This is a genomic window from Streptomyces pactum (genome assembly GCF_016031615.1).
GTDB classification, from domain to species: Bacteria; Actinomycetota; Actinomycetes; order Streptomycetales; family Streptomycetaceae; genus Streptomyces; species Streptomyces pactus.
The window spans coordinates 4446296-4467718 of sequence record NZ_JACYXC010000001.1 but is presented as its reverse complement, the minus strand read 5'-3'; the positions used below and the strand labels follow the sequence as shown (position 1 = coordinate 4467718).

Below are 21423 nucleotides of genomic sequence, written 5' to 3'. Positions count from 1 at the left end.
GTGTCCCTCGTCCCTTACTTCGCAGCCAGCTCGGCGGCCTTCTCGGCCGCTCCGTCCATCGTGTCCACCTGCTGCACCAGCGGGTGGTTGGCGTCGGTGAGGATCTTGCGACCCAGCTCCGCGTTGTTGCCGTCGAGGCGGACGACCAGCGGCTTGCTGACCTCCTCGCCCTTGGACTTCAGCAGCTCCAGGGCCTGCACGATGCCGTTGGCGACCGCGTCACAGGCGGTGATGCCGCCGAAGACGTTGACGAAGACGGACTTGACGTCCGGGTCGCCCAGGATGATCTCCAGGCCGTTCGCCATGACCTCGGCGGAGGCGCCGCCACCGATGTCGAGGAAGTTGGCGGGCTTGACGCCACCGTGGTTCTCACCGGCGTAGGCGACGACGTCCAGGGTGGACATGACCAGGCCCGCGCCGTTGCCGATGATGCCGACCTCGCCGTCGAGCTTGACGTAGTTGAGGCCCTTGGCCTTGGCCGCGGCCTCCAGCGGGTTGGCGGCCGCCTTGTCCTCCAGCTCGGCGTGCTCCGGCTGGCGGAACTCGGCGTTGGCGTCCAGCGACACCTTGCCGTCCAGCGCGATGACGCGGCCGTCGGCGACCTTGGCCAGCGGGTTCACCTCGACCAGCAGGGCGTCCTCGGCGACGAAGGTCTTCCACAGGGTCTGCAGGATCTCGGCGACCTGGTCGGCGACCTCGGCCGGGAACTTCGCGGCCTCGACGATCTCGCGGGCCTTGGCCTCGGTGACGCCCTCGGTGGCGTCCACCGGGATCTTCGCCAGGGCCTCGGGCTTGGTGGCCGCGACCTCCTCGATGTCCATGCCGCCCTCGACGGAGGCCATGGCCAGGAAGGTGCGGTTGGTGCGGTCGAGGAGGTAGGAGACGTAGTACTCCTCGGCGATGTCCGGCGCCGTCTCGGCGATCATCACCTTGTGGACCGTGTGGCCCTTGATGTCCATACCGAGGATCTGACCGGCCTTCTCGACCGCGTCGTCCGGGCTCGACGCCAGCTTGACGCCGCCGGCCTTGCCACGGCCACCGACCTTCACCTGCGCCTTGACGACCGACCGGCCTCCCAGACGCTCGGTCGCCTCGCGCGCCGCCTCAGGCGTGTCGATGACTTCACCGGCCAGCACCGGTACACCGTGCTTGGCGAAGAGGTCCCTCGCCTGGTACTCGAACAGGTCCACGCGCGTCCGTCCCTTTTCTGGAAATCGCGGTTCGTTGTCTGCGCGGGCGTGCCGCGGGGGCAGCGTGAGGACGCGATCTTTTACGAGGGCGGCACACGTGCGCCGAATACGCGGCATGTCCGCCACGCAGGTTATCCCCGCCGGACGCCCACCCCTAAATCACAAGTCACACTCGCGCGGTGATTACGGTCACAGGTTCCGGCAGGTACCACGTATCCCTGTACGCCCGGCGTCCCGGGTCCGACGGCCCGGAATCCCTCTCCGTAACACGGGCCGCGCGGCCGTCCGGAACACCTTCCGTTCGGGCGAACCGCCGTTGGTCCGAATGGCCTTCGCCGGTCCGTCCGCTAACCCGCCCCGTACCGCTCCGCACCAGACGCCGGACCCGGCCCGGTTCCGCCGTCGGCCCCCGCCCGTCCCCTGTGCTGTGACCGGTTCCACGCCGCCGGCCGACGGGCGCCGACCGGGCCGGCGGCACCGGGGTGCGGGCCGCCAGGCCCCTCCCGGCGGTGCGGGCCCCCGCACCCTCGCCACCGGAGGGCCAGGGCCGGGGCCGGGGCCAGGGCCGGGGGGCGGGGGGCCGGGGGGCGGGGGCCGGGGGGCGAGCCGCACCGGCTCAGGAACCGGCCGCCGTGTCCGGTATCGGCAGGGGGCGCTTCTCGATCGCCGCCGCCATCACCTCCGGGAAGTGGTCGGGGGTACACGCGAAGGCCGGGACGCCGAGCGCCGCGAGGGCCGCGGCGTGCTCCCGGTCGTAGGACGGCGCGCCGTCGTCGGAGAGTGCCAGCAGCGCCACGAACCGCACGCCCGACGCCTTCATCGCCGCCACCCGGCGCAGCATCTCCTGCCGTATCCCTCCTTCGTAGAGGTCGCTGATCAGCACCACCACGGTGTCCGCGGGCCGGGTGATCCGGGACTCGCAGTAAGCCAGCGCGCGGTTGATGTCCGTACCGCCGCCGAGCTGGGTGCCGAAGAGCACGTCGACCGGGTCGTCGAGCTGGTCGGTGAGGTCCACCACCGCCGTGTCGAAGGCGACCAGCCGGGTGCTGATCGCGCGCATCGAGGCCAGGACGGCCCCGAACACCGAGGCGTGGACCACCGACGAGGCCATCGAACCGGACTGGTCGATGCAGAGGACGATCTCCTTGCGTACGCCGTGCGCCGCGCGCCCGTACCCCACCAGCCGCTCCGGGACGACCGTGCGGTGCTCGGGCAGGTAGTTCTTCAGGTTCGCCCGCACCGTCCGGTTCCAGTCGATGTCCCGGTGCCGGGGACGGCCGGTCCGCGCCGACCGGTCCAGCGCGCCGGTGACGGTGGCCCGGGTGCGGGTGGCCAGCCGTCGTTCCAGGTCCGCGACGACCTTCCGGACCACGGCCCGGGCGGTCTCCCTGGTGGTCTCGGGCATCGCCTTGTTCAACGACAGCAGCGTCCCGACCAGGTGGACGTCCGCCTCCACCGCCTCCAGCATCTCCGGTTCCAGCAGCAGCGCGGCCAGGCCGAGCCGGTCGATCGCGTCCCGCTGCATCACCTGCACCACCGACGCCGGGAAGTACGTACGGATGTCGCCGAGCCAGCGCGCCACCTGGGGCGCGGAGCCGCCGAGCCCGGCCGACCGTGCCCCGCCCGCCGGGCCGCCGGGCCGCCCGTCGCCGCCGTACAGCGCCGCCAGCGTGCGGTCCATGGCCGCGTCCCGGCCGCTGAGCACATGGCCCGTGCCCTCCCCGGTCCCGGCGGCGCCGCCCTCCCCGCCGCCGAGCACCAGCCGCCAGCGCCGCAACCGCTCCTGGGCGTCCGCCGCGCTCCTTCCCACCATGCCGTCCTCCCCGCTGGGCCGACTCATTCCGTGGTCCCCCGCCCCTTGCCGTCCTCCCGCGGCGCCTACCGCGCCCGCGGGTCCGTCCCCGCCGCCGGCGGTGCCTCCCGCCATGTCCCCGAACCCCGCCCCGACGGCGCTGCCCGGCACCACCCCCGTCGCCTCCCCCGGGCCCGGCCCCCGGCGACGCCCCCGCACCGCCTCGTCACCTCTCCCGGGCCCCCGCCCCGTCGATGCCCTCCGACACCGCCCGCACCGCCCGTCGATGCCCCCTGGCTCATGCCCTCACCGGCGTCCCGGCCGTACCTGCGCCGGGGCTCCCCGGCACGGCCCCTCGGCACCCCGGGCCGTACCCCGGGCCCCACCCCGCGGGCGTCACCCGCCACGGCCCCGCCGGCCTTCTCGGCGATGTCCCCGGCCCAGCCGCGGTCGGCTTCCCCGGCGATGTCCCCGGCCCAGCCGCGGTCGGCTTCCCCGGCGATGCCCCCGGCCGTGCCGCGGTCGGCATCCCCGGCCATGTTCCCGGCCGTGCCGCGGTCGGCATCCCCGGCCATGTTCCCGGCCGTGCCGCTCCCGGAGCCCCGGCCCCCGTCACCCGCCGCGGCTCCACCGGGGCACCCGTCCGCGTCATCCGTGCCGGTGCCGGCACGGGTGGCGGCGGGAGGGCCCTGAGGTACGGGTCCGGGCGGTCCGCCGGCGCCCGGTGGCCCGAGCAGCAGATGGACGGTGGGCAGGACGGCGCCCGCCCGGTCGGGATCGGTACCGGCCCCGAAGCCGGGCACGGGAACGGCCGCCGACCCGCTTCCGGGCCCGCCCGCCGGGCCGCCGTCGCGCACCGGGCCCCGGCGGACCAGCTCCCCCACGGTGCGCCGGACGCCCGCCTCGTACCCGGAGAAGGTGCGGCGCAGCAGCGGCAGCACATCGGTGAAGGCGTCCGCCGGTATCCCGGTCAGCCACGCATCGACCAGCGCCAGCAGCCGTTCGTCGTGGACCAGCAGCACTCCGCCGCCGGCCGCCCCGCCGAGGAATCCCTCGATCCAGACCGCCGCCTCGGCCGGCCGGGTGCCCGGCGAGAGGGCCAGGCTCATCAGGCGGGCCGACTCCTCCTCCGTCAGCAATCCGTCGTCCAGCAGCAGCCGCGCCGCCCGGCCCCGGACCAGGCCGGAGACGCCGTCCCGGCCGGCCAGGCCGCGCAACATCCCGGCCCACCGGGCGCGGAGCCCGCCCCCGCTGAATATTCCCGGCTCCCCGGGCACCGCCGGATCTCCGGGCATCCCCGCTTCCCCGAGCACCGCCGGCTTCCCGGGCACCGCCGGACCTCCGGGCACCGCCGCGTCCGCCGGAGCCGTCCGGTCGCCCCCGCCGGCCGTGGACGGCTGCCCGGCCGTACCCGTCGTACCCCCTGCACCCGCCGCACCATCACCAGCCGTGCCCGCCGGGACGGACGTTACGGACGTGACGGACGGACCGGCACCGCCCTCCGCGGGGAACGGCCCGTTCCCGCCCGCCGCGGAGGCCGGGCCGCCCTCGCCCGCCGCCGGTGACACATCTGTCCCGGACCCCTGGGCGAGCAGGTTGATCGCCTGGTGGGCCGCCTCCAGGTGGCGCCGCATCTCCTCGGCCCCCTCGGCATCCAGCCCGGTGCAGGCGGGAGGCAGGCCGACCAGGACCCGCTCGGCGAGCCCGTGGGCGACCTCGGTGAGGGAGGCGGTGCCGGTTCCCCGTACGTCCCCGTACCGCACCGACCGCACCAGCGCGGGCAGGGCCCGCGCCAGCTGGGCGACGTCGGTGTCCAGCGCGGCCCGGTCGGCGAGGGCGCGCAGCACCGCCGGCAGGGCGTCGGCCAGCCCGGCGAGCAGGCAGTGCTCGGCGAGCGCGGTGACCTCCCCGAGCGTCGCCGCTTCCGCCGCCCGCGCGGTGGCCTTCGCGGTGGCGGCGGAGTGCACCGTGGTGCCCCACATCCCCGCCTCCGCCACCCGCACCGACAGCTCCGGCTCCCAGCACAGCCGCCAGGTCTCCCGGAAGGTGCCGGTGCCGGTGCGCGCGGAGCGGGCGGGAGTGCCCCAGTCGATGCCCAGCAGCCGGAGCCGGTGCAGCAGCCGGCTGCGTGCGGCGTCGGTCTCCTTGCGCAGGTCCAGGTCGAGCTCCCGCTCCGCCGCCGCGGGCTTGAGGCGCAGCGAGCGCTGGACGCGGGTCAGGTCGCGCCGGAGCGGCACCGCGGGGGCGGTGTCCGGTACCTCGCCCAGCTCGTCGCCGATGATCAGGCGGTCCTGGATGAGGGCCAGCGGCACGTCCGAGCCGTCGCACATCACCGCCCGCACCGCGTCGATGGTCTCGGTGAGACCGGCCAGCGGCCGGCCGCGCAGGGCGGCAAGCGTCTCCGCGAGCCGTACCGCCTCGATGACGTGCGCGGGGGAGACCGCGAAGTCCTCCGCGCGGAGCAGCCCGGCGACCTTCGTCAGCCACCGCTCCACCGGCCGGTCGGGGGCCTCGAAGAGATGGTGGTACCAACCCGGGGAGGCGATCCCGGCCCCGTAGCCGCTGGACCGGGAGAGCCGGCGGTGGGTCCACGGCACCCAGCTGATCTCCGTCCTGACCTTGGGCAGCCCCTTGAGCAGCCGCCGGTCGGCGGTGACCGTGGTGCGGCCGGTCAGGGCGGGCACGTGCCAGGCGCCGCAGACGACCGCCACCCGGTCCCCGAACTCCCGCCGCGCCTCGCGCAGCCGCAGCCGCATGTGGGCCTCCCGTACGGCGTCGTCCCGGTGGCCGCCGTCCCCGTACTCCGCGCGCAGTGCGGCCATCGCCTCGGCGAGCGCCGCGAACGGCGCCAGGGCGGCCGCCGGATCGTCCGGGCCGGGTGGATCGTGCGCACGGACCCCGGTCCGGGACGGATCGGTCTCCGGGACGGGCGGGTGCGGGTGGTCGGGGGCGCGGGCCCCGGCGGCGCCGGCCCCGCGGTGTTCCACCACGTCCTCCCACCAGCGCTCGGGGTCGTCGTAACCGGCCGCCTCGGCGAGCGCGGCGATCGGGTCCGTCCGCAGCTCGTGCGGGCGCGGCACGTCCGGGCCCGGCTCCCCGGTCCGGTGCGGCTCCGGACGCCCCTGCTCCGCCCGCGCCCCGCCGGCCTCCGGGACGGCGCCGGCTCCCGTTCCGGCACCCGGCCCGGCGCCGCCGGCCGGTCCGTCCTGGCCGTCCCCGCCGGCCCCGGGGCCGCCATCCGCCGCGTCCCGGTCCCCGCCCGGCCCGGACGCCCCGTCACCATCACCGCCCGGTGCGGACGCCTCGTCACCGCCCGGTCGCCCGCTCACCGCGTCCCCGTCCGCGCCCGGACCGGGTGCCCCGGGGGCGGTCTCCTCCCGCCGGGCCGCGAGGGCGAGGGAGTGGGCGGCCGGCAGGTCGATGAAGCGGACCGGGACGCCGTGGCGGAGGGCCCACCGGATCGCCACCCACTCCGGCGAGAACTCGGCCAGCGGCCAGAATGCCGCCCGGCCCGGGTCGTCCACCGCGTGGGCCAGCAGCGCGACCGGGGGCCGCATGCCCTCCTCGGCGGCGAGCGCGACCAGCGCGTCGCCCTCCGGCGGCCCCTCGACGAGCACCGCGCTCGGCCGGCACGCCTCCAGGGCCGTGCGGACCGCGCGGGCCGACCCCGGCCCGTGGTGGCGCACGCCGAGGAACACCGGGCCCTCGCCGGGCGGTGGCTCGTCCCGGGCCGGCCGGCGCGCCGCGGCGGTCACGCGCCCACCTCGCGGCAGGCACGGTAGAAGTCCTGCCAGCCCGCCCGCTCGCGGACCACCGTCTCCAGGTACTCCTGCCAGACGATCCGGTCGGCGGCCGGGTCGCGGACCACCGCGCCCAGCACGCCCGCCGCCACGTCGCCGGCGCGCAGCACGCCGTCACCGAAGTGCGCGGCCAGCGCCAGCCCGCCGGTGACCACGGAGATCGCCTCGGCCGTGGAGAGGGTGCCGGACGGCGACTTGAGCTTGGTGCGGCCGTCCCCGGTGACCCCGTCGCGCAGTTCGCGGAAGACCGTGACGACCCGGCGGATCTCGTCCGTGCCGGCCGGTGCCGCCGGCAGGTCCAGCGAGCGGCCGATCTGCGCCACCCGCCGGGTGACGATGTCCACCTCCTCCTCCGGGGTGGCCGGCAGCGGCAGGACCACGGTGTTGAAGCGGCGGCGCAGCGCGCTGGACAGCTCGTTGACGCCCCGGTCGCGGTCGTTGGCGGTGGCGATCAGGTTGAAGCCGCGGACCGCCTGCACCTCCTCCCCCAGCTCCGGGATCGGCAGCGTCTTCTCGGACAGCACCGTGATCAGCGTGTCCTGGACGTCCGCGGGGATACGCGTGAGCTCCTCCACCCGCGCCGTCCGGCCCTCGGCCATCGCGCGCATGACGGGGCTGGGCACCAGGGCCTCCCGGCTGGGCCCGTGGGCGAGCAGCCGGGCGTAGTTCCAGCCGTACCGGATGGCCTCCTCGGGGGTGCCGGCGGTGCCCTGGACGAGCAGGGTGGAGTCGCCGCTGACAGCCGCCGCGAGGTGCTCCGACACCCAGGTCTTGGCGGTGCCGGGCACCCCGAGGAGGAGCAGCGCGCGGTCGGTGGCGAGCGTGGTCACCGCCACCTCGACGACCCGGCGCGGCCCCACGTACTTCGGTGTGATCACCGTCCCGTCCGGCAGGGTGCCGCCGAGCAGATAGGTCGCCACGGCCCAGGGGGACAGCCGCCAGCGGGCCGGACGTGGCCGGTCGTCGGCCGCCGCCAGGGCGGCCAGCTCCGCGGCGAACGCCTGCTCGGCGTGCGGCCGGAGCGCCTGCGGTGCGGCGCCCGCACCATCCGGCGCATCGTCACGCAGCGTAGCGTGGGCGGTGTTTCCCCCGGCCTCGTCACCGGGTCCGGGCACAGTCACGGTCACAGCTCCCCCAACTCGCACTCAGGTCCGTTTCCGGATACGGGAACCACCATGCACCCCGCCACTGACAATCCACCGGACGGTGCATGAAAGTGCAGGTCAGAGCCGTTTGTCAGTGGCACCCCCTAGCGTTTTCCCCATGAATCCGCAGGGGGAACGCTGGACGGCGGAACAGGTGCTGGCACTGGCTCCTGACGCCGCGTCACGCACGGCGGGCGGCAAGCTCGCCACCGCAGGCCCGTGGACGGCGACGGGCGCTTGTGCACGGAGCGTATGGGGAAGCTGTAGCGGCAGCGGCGCCGAACCGTACCGGACGGCGGTCGATCTGGACGGCCCGGCCTACCGGTGCGGCTGCCCGAGCCGCAAGTCCCCGTGCAAGCACGTCCTGGGTCTGCTGCTGAGGTGGGCGGGGGAGCCGGACGGGGGCGGCGTGCCGGAGGTGCCCGAGCCGCCGGAGTGGGTCCGCACGTGGCTGGCCGGCCGGCGGGAGCGCGCCGCCCGGGCGGGCGGGCCGGAGCCGGACGCCACCGCCACGGATGGCGGAGCCCCGGGGGCGGGCGGCGCGGACCCGGCCGCGGCGCGGCGCCGGGCGGAGCGGCGCGCCCACCGGATCGCGGCCGGCGCCACCGAGCTGGAGCAGCGGTTGGGGGACCTGCTGCGCCAGGGGCTGGCCACCGCGACGGATGGCGCGGCCGGGGCCACCGTGTGGGAGGAGACCGCGGCCCGCATGGTGGACGCCCAGGCGCCGGGGCTGGAGGCGCGGGTGCGCGAGCTGGCGGCGGCCCGCGCCTCGGGTCCGGGCTGGCCGGGCCGGCTGCTGGAGGAGTGCGCCCTGACGCACCTGCTCGACCAGGCGTGCCTCCGGATCGACGAGCTGCCGGAGGGGCTGGCCGCCACCGTCCGCTCGCGGGTGGGGCTCACCACGACCACCGCCGGGCTGCTGGCCTCCGGTTCCCCGGTCCGGGACCGCTGGTGGGTGCTGGGCCGGCAGGACAGCGGCGACGGCAGGCTCACCGCCCGCCGGGTCTGGCTGCGGGGCGAGCACACCGGCCGGATGGCGCTGCTGCTCTCCTACGGTGTGGCGGGCCGGGCCCCGGAGCCGGGGCCGCCACCGGGCCTGGTGATCGACGCGGACCTCGTCTACCACCCGTCCGCCCGTCCGCTCCGGGCCGTGCTGGGCGACCGGTACGGGCCGCCGGGCCCGCCCCCGGAGGGTGGCCCGCCGCCGGGGGTCGGGCCGGCCGAAGCCCTGGCCGGGTACGGCGCGGCACTCCGCGACGACCCCTGGCTGGACGCCTGGCCCACGGTGCTGGCCGGCGTCGTCCCGATACCCGGCCCGGACGGCTGGCAGCTCGCGGACCCGGCCACCGGCACCGCGCTCCCGGTGGACCCGCGCTGCCCGGGCCGTACGAACCTGTGGCAGCTCACCGCCGTCTCCGGGGGCGAGCCGGTCACCGTCTTCGGGGAGTGCGGCCACCGCGGTTTCGCCCCGGTCACCACCTGGGACCCGCTTCCGGTCCCGTTGTGAGCCGCGGACCGGGCGGGTGGCGGGCGGGGGGTGGCCTACGGGACCGGCGGGCCCGCGCACGGCCGGTTCATCCCCGGACCGGCCGGCACCGCGGGGCGCCCGCTCGGCGCCGGGGTACCGGGGTACCGGGGTACCGGCGGAGCTTCCGCCGGGTGCCGGGCCCGGTCCGGTGGCCTGCGGGCTTCTGGTCCGGCACCGGGCACCCCGTCGTCCGGTACGGCAACGGGGTGCCCGGAACCGGACTCCGGAACCGGACTCCGGAACCCGACTCCGGGACCGGTCCGCCGACGGGGCGCGCTCGGGTCCGGTCCGGCGTCCCGGCCAGACGCCGTAGGGCGCCTGGGGCCGCCCGCCGGCAGAGGGACGTCTTGGCCCGGCCCGGGCCGAACGGCATCCGGCGGAGGCGGAACGGGGCGTCCCCGGGCCGCCGGGCCCTCGCGGCGGTCCGTCGGCCGGCTGCCGGGCGGTCCACCGGGCGGCGTACCGGTCGCGTGCCGGAAGGCCGGCGGGCGGACCCGCGCGCCGGTCCGCGCGGCGGGCTCCCCGGCAGCTGCTCCCCGGCTGCGGAAGCGGTCCGGGGACGGGACGCCGGCGGGCCGGTCGGCGCCCCAGGGACATCCGCGCGCCGGAGCCGGTCCGAGCTACAGCGGCGCGCCGGGGGCCGGCGGACCGGTGCGGCACGGGCTCCGGCCGGCCGGAGCCCGTCCACCCACCGGGTGGACGCCCGGTACCGGGGCGCCCGACCGGTCCGGACGCCCGCCCGGCGCCCGGACCACCGCGCCGAGGCCGGGTGTGGACGGGGCACCGGGTCCACACCGTGCCAGGGCGGGGACCAGGGCCAAGGCCCGGGGCCGGGGCCAGGGCTCCGAGGCCGGTGCCGGGTGACGACCGTCGCCCACCGACCGGTCCGTTCCGGTCCGCGGGTTCCACCGGGTTCCTGCCGGACCTGCCCCGATCCGTCTCCACACACCGTCATAGCTCCCACCGGCGTCACCACTCCCATCGGCTTCACCCCGTTAGAACCGCCCGGGTCCGGGGCGCACCGCACGGCGGTCGTCCGGTCCCTGATGTGACCGGACGACCGGACGCGCTGCCCGATCAGCCGGTGATGCATCCGGCCCCCGTTCCGGCTCCGGCGCCGGATTCCGCGCTCGGCCGGGCGCAGGAGCGGGATCCGGCCACGTGTACAGACCGTCTTCGGACATGCGTCCGCGTGACTCCGGACGCACCGTCGAGCACCACATCCGCACCACCCGACCCGGCCCCAACCGGACCGCGACCCAGCCGGCACCGGGCCGACTCGTACGAAGGGACGCCGTGATGCGTACCGCGACAGACCCCGTCACCACGACCGAGCACGCCGGGGCCACCATGCCGACCATCCCGACCTCCTCCGGCACCGCGACCAGCCCGACGAGCCCGATGACCTCGACCAGCCCGACGACCTCGACGACCCCGGACCCGCAGAGCACCCCGAACCCGCAGACGACCTCGACGACCCCGGACCCGCAGACCACCCCGGACCGGCAGACGGCCCCGGACCGGCAGACGAACCCGACCGCCCCGGCCGGGTCCGGCCCGGCCGGTCCCGCCCGGACCCGGTCCGCCCCGTCGACGTGCGCGCCCACCGACGGTGCGGGGGCCTCCCCGGCGGCCGCGTACGTCCGGGCCGCCGCCCGGGCCCGGGCCATGTCGGGCCACCGCGCACCCCGCCGCGGCCTGGCCGGCGCGGTGCGCACGGCGGCCATGGACGGGGGTTCCGGTTCGGACAGCCACGCGGACGCCGTGCCGGCCGGTCCGGCGCAGGCCGCCGACCGGCACCACGCGGCGGGGGTGGCCCGGGCGGGCGACCGGCCGCACGGAACGGGCCGGCCCCTCGGGGCCGGCCCCGCCCCGGCGCCCGCGCCCGGCCCCGCCCCGGCAGCCGGTTCCACGCCCACAACCGGCCCCGCGCCCACGGCCGACCTCACGCCCACGGCCGGCCCCGCCCTGCCGGGCGGGGCCGCCCCGGGCGAGGTTTCCTGGGACGACCTGGTGGCGGCGGCCCTGCTGGGTACCGACCGGCGGCGGCCGCCGGTGCCGGTGGGCCCGGGGCAGGACGCCCCCACCGCCCTGCTCGACGCCGCCGCGCTCGCCACGGTGGCGCGGCGCGCCGGGCTCCGGCCGGCGCCCGCCCGGCCGGAGCCCGAGCCCGCCCCGGCGGACGCCCGTCCGCCGCTGCCCGCCGCCGCCCGCCGCCGGCTGGCCCTGCTGCTCGCCGACCGCGGCGGCCCGGGCCAGTCGGCCCCGCGGGTCGCCCCGGACCTCACCGAACTGCTCCCGCAGTGGCTCTCCCTCGCCAACGGCCACGGCTACCGGGCGCCGGACGCCCTGCTGCCGGCGCTCCTGGACGCAGCCCGGGCCCGTACCGACCTGCGCCCGGAGGCGCTGGCGTTCGCCGGGCCGCGCGGGCGGTGGCTGGCCCGGCTCAACCCGGAGTGGAAGTTCGCGCTGCGCGGCGGGACGGGGCGCGGTGCGGGACCGGTGCCGCCCGACGCCGCCTCCCGCGACGAGGTGGAGAAGCTCTGGCAGGAGGGTCTGTTCGCGGAGCGGGTGTCGCTGCTGGCGGCGGTGCGGCAGCGGGACCCGGCGGCGGGGCTGGCCCTGCTCGCCGGCTCCTGGCCCACCGAACGCGCCGAGGACCGGCTGATGTTCCTCGACTCGCTCCGCGACCACCTCTCGCCGGGGGACGAGCCGTTCCTGGAACAGGCGCTGTCCGACCGCAGCCGGAACGTCCGGGCCACCGCGGCCGAGCTGCTGGCCGCGCTTCCCGGTTCGGCGCTGGCTGGGCGGATGGCCGAGCGGATGCGCACCCGGGTCCGTCTGGAACCGCTCCGGGACGGCACCGGGCCGCGGATCGTGGTGGACGCGCCCGAGGAGTGCGACAGCGGGATGGAGCGCGACGGCGTGGTGCCGACCCCGCCGGCCGGGCGCGGCGAACGCTCCTGGTGGCTGGGCCAGTTGGTGGAGGCGACCCCGCTGAGCCGCTGGACCGAGTGGTTCGGCGGGCGGGACCCGGCGGAGATCGTGGCGCTGCCGGTCGCCGACGGCTGGCAGCCCGATCTGCACGCGGCCTGGTGCCGGGCCGCGGTCCGGCAGCGCGACACCGAGTGGTCGCGGGCGCTGCTCGGCTCGCCGGCCGTACCGCCCACCACCCCGCCCGCGTCCGGCGAGGCCGCGCTGGCGGTGGCGGCCCCCGCGGCGTCGTGGCGGGACCCGGCCAGGCTGCTGTCCGCCCTGCCGCCGGAGGAGCGGGCCGGCTGGGTCGCGGAGTTCATCGCCGCACACGGCCTGTCCGACGCCTTCCGGCTGCTCGGGGTCTGCGCCGTCCCGTGGGCGGAACCACTGGGCCGGGCGGTGGTGGACGCCTTGGACATCGCCCGGGACGCGGGCAGTTACCCGTGGAGCTTCAGCGGGGTGATGGGCCTGGCGGAACGGTGCCTGGACCCGGCTCAGGCGGACCGGTTGCAGGTCCTCACCGCGATACCCGACGAGTCCGTGGACAGTTCACCGGGCGCGGTGGGGTACTGGTCCGAGGCGTTCCAGCGGCTCGTGGGGACGCTCCGGCTGCGGGCCACCATGCGCAGGGAACTCGACGGACTGGCGGAGGACACCCCCGATCCGGCCGGCCCGGCGGACCCGGAGGCGGCGGGAGGGACGGACGACTCGACGGCATCGGACGACTGACCGCGGGGACGGGCACGGACGGCGCGGACGGCGGCGGAGCGGAACGGCCACGCCCCCACCGCCCGGCACGCCCGACAGTCCCGGCACGGACCGGCAAGGACCGGCACGGACCGGCAAGGGCCTGCGACCGACGCGCCGTCCCCCGGGCACGCCCTCGCACGCCCCCCGCGCATTCGCCACGCACCGGTCCTGGCCCCGGCCGCCACACGGACGACTGCACACCCACCACCGCACGGACGACCTGCTCACCGGCCACCGCACGGGCCACCACAGGCGCCACGGTGGGGCGGCGCCACCCGTCACCGGCAGGCACCGGCGCGCCCGGACGTACTGATCCCACACGTGCCGGCGCGCCCGGACGTACTGATCCCACACGTTCCGGCGCGCCCCGACGCATTGGCGCGCCCGCGCCCCGCCGCGCGTCCGGGAACGGCACCACCCCGCCCACCCGGGACCGGGCGGACGGGGCGGACGGGCCGGGCCCAAGCGAGGCGCAGGACTCGGCGGCAGCCGGACCCGCAGGAAGCCGTGAACCAGCGGCACCCGGACCCGCCGGAAAGCCGAAAGCCGAAGGGAAACCGCAGCTGGACGGCAGCCGTGGACCGGCGGAAGCCGGACACCGAGGGAAGCCGGACAGCGGCGGAAGCCGACCGGGCCGGTGGCGTTCGGCGGTCAGGCCGCGACGGGCCGCACGTTCTCCCGTACCCACTCCACGATCGCGGTCGTGGTCGCACCGGGCGTGAAGATCTCCGCGACACCCTGCTCCTTGAGCGGCGGGATGTCGTCCTCGGGGATGATGCCGCCGCCGAAGACCTTGATGTCCTCCGCTTCCCGTTCCCGCAGCAGCTCCAGCACCTTCGCGAAGAGCGTCATGTGCGCACCGGAGAGGATCGACAGCCCGATCGCGTCGGCGTCCTCCTGGATCGCGGTGTCGACGATCTGCTCCGGGGTCTGGTGGAGACCGGTGTAGATGACCTCCATGCCGGCATCGCGCAGCGCCCGCGCGATGACCTTGGCCCCACGGTCATGGCCGTCGAGTCCCGGCTTGGCCACCACCACGCGGATCGGACCAGTCACTCCCATCACTGCCTCCATGCCTCCATGCACGACAGCCGTCACCGGCCGTAAGCGGTGAACGAACGTGAACGAACGTTATCCCCAGCTTCCCGCACGCAGCCGTTTCGGGACGAGCAGGGAGGGGGAAATCACACCTGGGACATGTTCATACCGGGCCGCACCGGCCGGCCCGCCCCTCTCCCGGGCGGCGCCCCCCGGTACGACCACCAGGAAGCCGCAGCAGGGGCGGTCACTCCCGTGCCCGGTCCGGTCGGGAGCCGGACGGCGCGACAGCGCGACGGCGCGGCACCCGACTCTTCCCCTTCCCGGCCTGGGCCCGACCCGTTCCCCGGCCGCCTCCGCCCCGCCCCCGCCCGGCGTCCTCTCCCCGGCGACGGCGGCCGGGGAGCACACGCGGAGCAGCGTCGCTCCGGTGTACCTCGGGAGGTCGGTCGATGATGACCCTGCCCTTTCCGTTCCCGTTCCGGGAGCCGCTGCGCATCACGACGGCGCTGCTCCGGGCCACCGCGGTGGACGCGGCGGTCCTCGCCGGGCATCTGGTGCTGTACCCCACCGGGGTGACGCAGGAGCTGCCGCACCGGGCGGCGGGCGGCGGGGCGTCCGGTGCGGACGACGGCCCGGGCCACCGGCCGGTGCTGCTGCTGCACGGGTTCATCGACAACCGCTCGGTGTTCTTCCTGCTCCGCCGTTCGCTGCGGCAGGCCGGGCGGCAGCAGGTGATGGGGCTCAACCACTCACCCCTCATCTGCGACATCCCCACCGCGGCGCGGTCGCTGGGGACCCGGGTGGAGCAGGTCTGTGCCCGTTCGGGCTGCCGGCGGGTCGATCTGGTCGGCCACAGTCTCGGCGGTCTGATCGCCCGTTACTACGTGCAGCGGCTGGGCGGCGACGCCCGGGTGCACACCCTCGTCACCCTGGGCACCCCGCACGGCGGCACCCGGGCGGTACCGCTGCTCTCCGCGCACCCGCTGGTGCGCCAGATGCGGCCGGACTCCCCGGTGATCGAGGAGCTGCGGCAGCCTGCACCGGGGTGCCGCACACGCTTCGTGAGCTTCTGGAGCGATGTGGACCAGGTGGTGACCCCCGCGGAGCGGGCCCGCATCGACCATCCCGATCTGCTCGCGCGCAACGTCCGGGTGGAGGGGGTCGGCCACCTCGCGCTCCCCGTGCACCGGACCGTCGCCGCGGGGGTTCGGCAGGCCCTGGCCGAGTGACCCCCGCCCGCGCCCCCGCGACCGGCCCCTGCCCCGTGCACAGCTCCCGCCCCCCACACCCATGCACGGCTCCCACCCCCATGCGCGGCTTCCCGCCCATCACGCCCCCTGCCCGACTCCCGCCCATCACACCCCCGGCACAACCCCCCGCCCCCGCGATCGGCCTCCGCCCCCCAATCCGCCCCACGCGCGGCGCAACCCCGCCCATCCCCCACGCCCTTTCCACCGCCGCACACGCTTTCCGCCTCCCCCCACACACACCTTCCATCCCCCACACGCCTCCCACCCCAGCCGCCTCCCACGCCGCCCCCCCCCCATCCCACCCCCTCACTCTGTCACCCCGCCGCGCCGGAGGCCCGAGGGCTCTTGGGGCGAACCGGGCGCGGGGAGGCGCCAGGGGCGCGAAACGAGGCGGCGGAGACGCTGGAGGCGCCGGTTCGGTTGCGTGATCAGCCGGATCATTACCGAACGGCAATCGAACACACGGCCAAGGAATGACGAGCAGGGCACCGAAAGCCGACGAAATGCCCTTTCCCGGCCCCGGCGAAACCTGCCGAAGATTGTGGGCGCCGCGTACCGCCGGGTACAGTCGCCGCTAATTCTCCTGCTGCCGAGGCGAAAGAGAAGTTGGTGGTGAACGACCGTCACCTGCCGGGGTCCTCCGACCCGGCCGATCCCGCTCCCGACGCCTCATATACCCCGTACGACGAGGGGTATGACCGGCAGCAGGGAACGCAGTCCGGGCACGACGGCTACGCCGCCGGCGCCTTCGACGGGCTCAACGGGTTCGGCACCGGCACCCCGGTCGGCGGTGACACCTACCACGGCGCGGGCGGGCATCCGTCCGACCCGTACGACACCGGCCGGTACGACACCGCCGACCCCTACGGAACCACCGCCTACGACCCCTCCCCCTACGACACGGGCGGGTACGCGGTGGACGCGTACGGCACGGGTTACGGCGGGAACCAGGACGGCGGCAGCTGGGACTCCTCCGGCGAGTGGGATCTCGGCGCGGCGGGCGGGCAGCTCTCCGGTGCGGACACCGGCGGCTACCCGGTGGCCGGCTACGGCACCGCCGGCCCCGGCCCGGACGGCTTCGGGGCGGACGCCCCGGACTCCGTCACCTTCACCACCGGGACCTTCGACACCGGGACCTTCGACACCGGGGCCTTCACGACCGGTGCCTTCACCGGTTCCGGCCTCGGCGTCTCCCCCTACCCCGGCGGGCCGGCCACCGCGACCTTCGACCCGGCCGGCCCGGACACCGGCGGCTTCGACACCGGTGGTGTTCTCGGCACCGGCGACTTCGACACCAGCGGATACGACACCGGCGGGTACCCGGTCGCCGCGGCCTGGCCGGAGACCGACCACCACCTCGACGTTCCCGGCGCCCCCGGTGCCCGGCCGACGATCCCGGCCCAGCAGCGCACCGACACCACCGGCGCGTGGGACCCGAACGGGCACCCGGCCGACAGCGGGCAGTGGGACACCGCCGACGGCTGGGGCCAGGACCGGCCGTGGGAGTCCACCGGCGTCTTCGCGGCCACCGGCGTGGACACCGGCGAGACCCAGGTCTGGGACGCGACCGCCTGGGCCACGGGCGACTCGGTGTACGAGGAGGGACCCGCCACCCACCCGGGCGGCGAGCCCCCGGCCGGTGACGGAGCCGACGGACCGGCGGCCCGCCGGTCGCGTTCCGCGGCCCCCGGCGCGGACCACGCCCCTGACCCCGCCGCGGACCTCGCCCACCCGGAGGGATCCGCCGACGGCACCGGCCGGCTCGCCGGCGACCTCGACGACGGGTACGCCGACGCGTACGGCGAGGCCTACCCGGACGAGTACGGCGAGGCGTACGCGGACGGCTACGGCGACGGGTACGGCGAGGACACCGACGGCGGACACCCCCGCCACCTGTCCGATGACACCTCCGGCCCCGACGGCGAGCTGCCCGGCGCGGACCGCCACGACGACCCGGCCGGCGGTCACCCCGACGGCCCGGGGCCGGACGACGAGCCGGTGCTGGTGGGCGCCGGGGCGCGCCGGGAGACCTCCCGCGGCCGGCGGGGCTCCGGCCGGCCGCGTTCCCGCACCGGGGCGCGACCCAAGCGTTCCGCACTGCTGACCGTCGCGGTTCCGTCCGTCGCCATCATGGGGGTGACGGCGGTCGCCGCCGCCACGGTGAGCGGCATGGGCGGCGACGGCGGCAAGGACGACTCGACCACCCAGGCCGCGCCCGACGCCCCTCCGGTCAAGCCGTCGGTCGCCAACAGCAAGCTCGACACCCAGCTCGCCGGCCTCTCCGACCGGGCCGATGACTTCGCCGACCGGGCCAGCCGCACCCAGGAGCGGATCGATCTCCAGGCGCGGCAGGCCGCCGAGCGGAAGCGGAAGGCGGCGGAGGCGGCCCGCCGGGAGGCGCTGCGCCCGAAGTTCGCCCTCCCGGTCGCCCAGCACGGACTGAGCGCCACCTACGGCCAGTCCGGCCTCAACTGGATGTCGCTCCACACCGGCATCGACTTCCCCGTCGGCCTGGGCACCCCGGTGATGGCCGCCACCGACGGCACCGTACGCACCCAGTGGAACAGCGCGTACGGGAACATGGCGATAGTCACCGCGCCCGACGGCACCGAGACCTGGTACTGCCACCTGGGCACCACCCGGGTCCGGTCCGGTTCGGTGAAGGCCGGGGACGTCATCGCGTACAGCGGGGACTCCGGGAACTCCACCGGCCCGCACCTCCACTTCGAGGTCCGCCCCGGCGGCGGCTCGGCGATCGACCCGCTGGCCTGGCTGCGCAGCCACGGCCTCGACCCCACCTGAGCCGGCCCCGCCACGCCCGGCCCGACGCTCGCCGGCCGCGCCCGGGCCGGTGCGCCTTCCCGCCCGGGCCGGTGCGCCTTCCCGCCCGGGCCGGTGCGCCTTCCCGCCCGGGCCGGTGCACTTCCCGCCCGCCCGGCGTCCGCCACGCCCGGGCCTTCCTCGCGCGCCCACCACACCCGGACCGGCGCACGTCCGTCGCGCCACGCCCCCGCGGTCCGCGTCCGGGACTCCGCGCGCCCGCCGCGCCCGGGCCGGCGTCTGCACGCCCCGCGCCGGGGCGCCCGTCCGCTCAGCCCCGGGCCGGCCGCGCCCGGGTCACCCCGGACCGCCGCCGTCCCGTCCCGCCCTGCCCCGTCCCGCCCTCGGTCAGAGCTTCTCGACCGGCGCGTAGCGCAGCAGCAGCCGCTTCGGCTTCTCGCCGCCGAAGTCGATGGTCGCCTCGGCCGCCTCTCCGCTGCCCTTCACCGCGACCACCGTGCCCAGCCCGAACGAGTCGTGGGTGACCCGGTCGCCCACGGCGAGCGAGACCACCGGCTTGTCCCGGCGCGTCGCGAACTTGGCCGGCTCGGGCCCCGCGTTCCGGAAGCGGGTGGTCAGCGAGGAGGCGACGGAGGCCGTGGCACGGGAGGCGCCCAGCGCGCCCATCGACGCCGAGGGCGACGACGGGCCGGTGCGCCGCCAGGTCAGGTACTGGTCCGGGATCTCCTCCAGGAACCGGGAGGGCGGGTTGTACGAGGGCTGCCCCCAGGCGCTGCGCATGGTGGAGCGGGTGAGGTACAGCCGCTCCCGGGCCCGGGTGATGCCCACGTACGCCAGCCGGCGCTCCTCCTCCAGCTCCTTGGTCTGGCCCAGCGCGCGCAGGTGCGGGAAGACACCGTCCTCCATGCCGGTCAGGAAGACCACCGGGAACTCCAGGCCCTTGGCGGTGTGCAGCGTCATCAGCGTGATGACGCCGGTGCCGTCCGGGTCCTCGTCGGGGATCTGGTCGGAGTCGGCGACCAGCGCGACCCGCTCCAGGAACTCCGCGAGCGTGCCGGGCTCCTCCTCGGTGCGCTCCTGCTCGAACTCCAGGGCGACCGCCGCCAGCTCCTGGAGGTTCTCCACCCGGGTCTCGTCCTGCGGGTCGGTGGACGCCTGGAGCTCGGCGAGGTAGCCGGTGCGCTCCAGCACCGCCTCCAGCACGGTGGCGGGTCCGGCGCCGGACTCCACGACGGTGCGCAGGTCCTCCAGCAGCGTGGTGAACCGCTTGACCGCGTTGACCGAGCGGGCGGCCATCCCGTACGCCTCGTCCACCCGCCGCAGCGCCTGGGCGAAGGAGATCTTCTCGCGCAGCGCCAGGGCCTCGATCATCGCCTCGGCGCGCTCGCCGATGCCGCGCTTGGGCACGTTGAGGACGCGGCGCAGCGGGACGGTGTCCTCGGGGTTGGCGAGCACCCGCAGGTAGGCCAGGACGTCCCGGACCTCCTTGCGCTCGTAGAAGCGCACGCCGCCGACGACCTTGTAGGGCAGCCCGACCCGGATGAAGATCTCCTCGAAGACACGGGACTGGGCGTTGGTGCGGTAGAACACCGCCACGTCGCCGGCCTTGGCGTCGCCCGCGTCGGTCAGCCGGTCGATCTCGTCGGCGACGAACTGCGCCTCGTCGTGCTCGGTGTCGGCCACGTACCCGGTGATCGCGGCGCCGGTCCCGGCCTCGGTCCACAGGTTCTTCGGGCGGCGGTTCTCGTTCCGCTCGATGACCGCGTTGGCGGCGTTGAGGATGGTCTGGGTGGAGCGGTAGTTCTGCTCCAGCAGGATGGTGCGCGCGTCCGGGTAGTCCTCCTCGAACTGGAGGATGTTCCGGATGGTGGCGCCGCGGAAGGCGTAGATCGACTGGTCGGCGTCGCCCACCACGCACAGCTCGGCGGCGTCGTAGTTCTCCGTGCCGGTGCCCACCAGCTCGCGCACCAGCGTGTACTGGGCGTGGTTGGTGTCCTGGTACTCGTCGACCAGCACGTGCCGGAAGCGGCGGCGGTAGTGCTCGGCGACGTCCGGGAACGCCTGGAGCAGGTTGACCGTGGTCATGATGATGTCGTCGAAGTCCAGCGCGTTCGCCTCGCGCAGCCGCGCCTGGTACATCGCGTACGCCTCGGCCAGGGACTTCTCGAAGCCGTCGGCCGCCCGGTCGGCGAAGGTCTCCTCGTCGATGAGCTCGTTCTTCAGATTGGAGATCTTCGCGCTGAAGGACTTCGGCGGGAACCGCTTGGGATCCAGGTCCAGGTCCCGGCAGACCAGCGCCATCAGCCGCTTGGAGTCGGCCGCGTCGTAGATCGAGAACGAGGAGGTGAAGCCCAGCTTCTTCGCCTCGCGGCGCAGGATCCGCACGCAGGCGCTGTGGAAGGTGGAGACCCACATGGCGTTGGCGCGCGGGCCGACCAGCTCCTCCACCCGCTCCTTCATCTCGCCGGCCGCCTTGTTGGTGAAGGTGATGGCGAGGATGGACCCCGGGTGCGCCCCGCGCGCGCCCAGCAGGTAGGCGATCCGGTGGGTGAGCACCCGGGTCTTGCCGGAGCCGGCGCCCGCGACGATGAGCAGCGGGGCGCCGTGGTGCACGACGGCCGCGCGCTGCTGCTCGTTGAGCCCCTCCAGCAGCGCTGCGGGGTCCACGGCGGGCCGGGCCGCGCCGTCGCGGTAGTACGGCTCCCGGGCCTGGTGCGGAACGGGCACGTTGTCAGTGTCGCCGAACAGGTCGTGCGGCACCTCCTCCGCACCGGGCCCGTACCCGTGGTCCTCCGGCGGTGGCGGAGGCTCCTCGCCCGCCGGCCCGGGGACCGACGCGTCGAGGCTCTCCAGGAAGCTGTCGTCAAAGAGGCTGCTGCTCATCGCCCACCGAGTCTAGGCGGAGCCACCGACACGCCGCTCCCGTCGGCGCCCCGGCCGGTGCGCCGGGCGGGGCCGGTGGGTACCGCCCGTGGCCCGGCCGGTACCGGCGGGCCGGCGGCCGGTGACGGTCGGTGATGTCCGGTGACGGTCGGCGGACCGGTGCCCGCCGCAGGTGGGACCGCCCGCGCCGGCCGCCGCGGAGCCGCCCGCCCCCGCCGGCCGGGCCCGCCGGCCGGTGGGCGCACCCCGCGTCCGGGCAGCCGCCGCCGGGCGCCCGGGCGGCGGAT

Annotated in this window: 10 protein-coding genes; 4 read left to right on the top strand and 6 right to left on the bottom strand. The window is 76.3% G+C overall.

What is annotated here, in order from left to right; genetic code table 11:
- Positions 1-14 precede the first annotated feature (14 nt).
- From sucC to IHE55_RS17630, 4 genes are all read right to left on the bottom strand, one after another.
- A complete protein-coding gene (gene sucC / locus IHE55_RS17655) occupies positions 15-1190 on the bottom strand; it encodes an ADP-forming succinate--CoA ligase subunit beta (RefSeq protein WP_197989898.1) in 1176 nt (391 codons plus the stop codon).
- 616 nt (positions 1191-1806) lie between these two features.
- The gene (locus tag IHE55_RS17650) at positions 1807-3003 is read right to left on the bottom strand and encodes a VWA domain-containing protein (protein WP_197989897.1); all 1197 of its coding nucleotides are present in this window, start codon (positions 3001-3003) and stop codon (positions 1807-1809) included.
- Positions 3004-3068: 65 nt separating this feature from the next.
- Positions 3069-6776 (bottom strand): DUF5682 family protein, encoded by a 3708-nt coding sequence (locus IHE55_RS31410; RefSeq protein WP_443742624.1) that lies wholly within the window; start codon positions 6774-6776, stop codon positions 3069-3071.
- Positions 6734-7849 (bottom strand): ATP-binding protein, encoded by a 1116-nt coding sequence (locus IHE55_RS17630; RefSeq protein ID WP_197992077.1) that lies wholly within the window; start codon positions 7847-7849, stop codon positions 6734-6736. The genes IHE55_RS31410 and IHE55_RS17630 overlap by 43 nt, the downstream gene beginning before the upstream one ends.
- Before the next feature lie 196 nt (positions 7850-8045).
- On the opposite strand from IHE55_RS17630, the gene IHE55_RS17625 reads away from it, so the two are divergent.
- Both IHE55_RS17625 and IHE55_RS17620 read left to right on the top strand, forming a co-directional pair.
- Positions 8046-9434, top strand: a complete 1389-nt coding sequence (locus IHE55_RS17625) for an SWIM zinc finger family protein (protein WP_197989896.1) — start codon at positions 8046-8048, stop codon at positions 9432-9434.
- Between the two features lie 1989 nt (positions 9435-11423).
- Positions 11424-13160 carry a DUF5691 domain-containing protein gene (locus IHE55_RS17620; protein ID WP_232266493.1) on the top strand — a complete coding sequence of 579 codons (1737 nt, stop codon included), beginning with the start codon at positions 11424-11426 and terminating at the stop codon, positions 13158-13160.
- A 672-nt stretch (positions 13161-13832) separates the two neighbouring features.
- On the opposite strand, the gene icmB is transcribed toward IHE55_RS17620, so the two are convergent.
- On the bottom strand, positions 13833-14243 hold the full coding sequence (gene icmB / locus IHE55_RS17615) for a coenzyme B12-dependent isobutyryl CoA mutase small subunit (RefSeq protein WP_197989895.1): 411 nt from the start codon (positions 14241-14243) through the stop codon (positions 13833-13835).
- Between the two features lie 428 nt (positions 14244-14671).
- On the opposite strand from icmB, the gene IHE55_RS17610 reads away from it, so the two are divergent.
- Positions 14672-15451 (top strand): lipase family alpha/beta hydrolase, encoded by a 780-nt coding sequence (locus IHE55_RS17610; protein WP_197989894.1) that lies wholly within the window; start codon positions 14672-14674, stop codon positions 15449-15451.
- A gap of 630 nt (positions 15452-16081) precedes the next feature.
- Positions 16082-18274, top strand: a complete 2193-nt coding sequence (locus IHE55_RS17605; RefSeq protein WP_307826713.1) for a peptidoglycan DD-metalloendopeptidase family protein — start codon at positions 16082-16084, stop codon at positions 18272-18274.
- Between the two features lie 366 nt (positions 18275-18640).
- Here the strand turns inward: IHE55_RS17605 and pcrA are convergent, their stop codons facing one another.
- Positions 18641-21136, bottom strand: a complete 2496-nt coding sequence (gene pcrA, locus IHE55_RS17600; protein ID WP_197989893.1) for a DNA helicase PcrA — start codon at positions 21134-21136, stop codon at positions 18641-18643.
- Between the last annotated feature and the right edge of the window lie 287 nt (positions 21137-21423).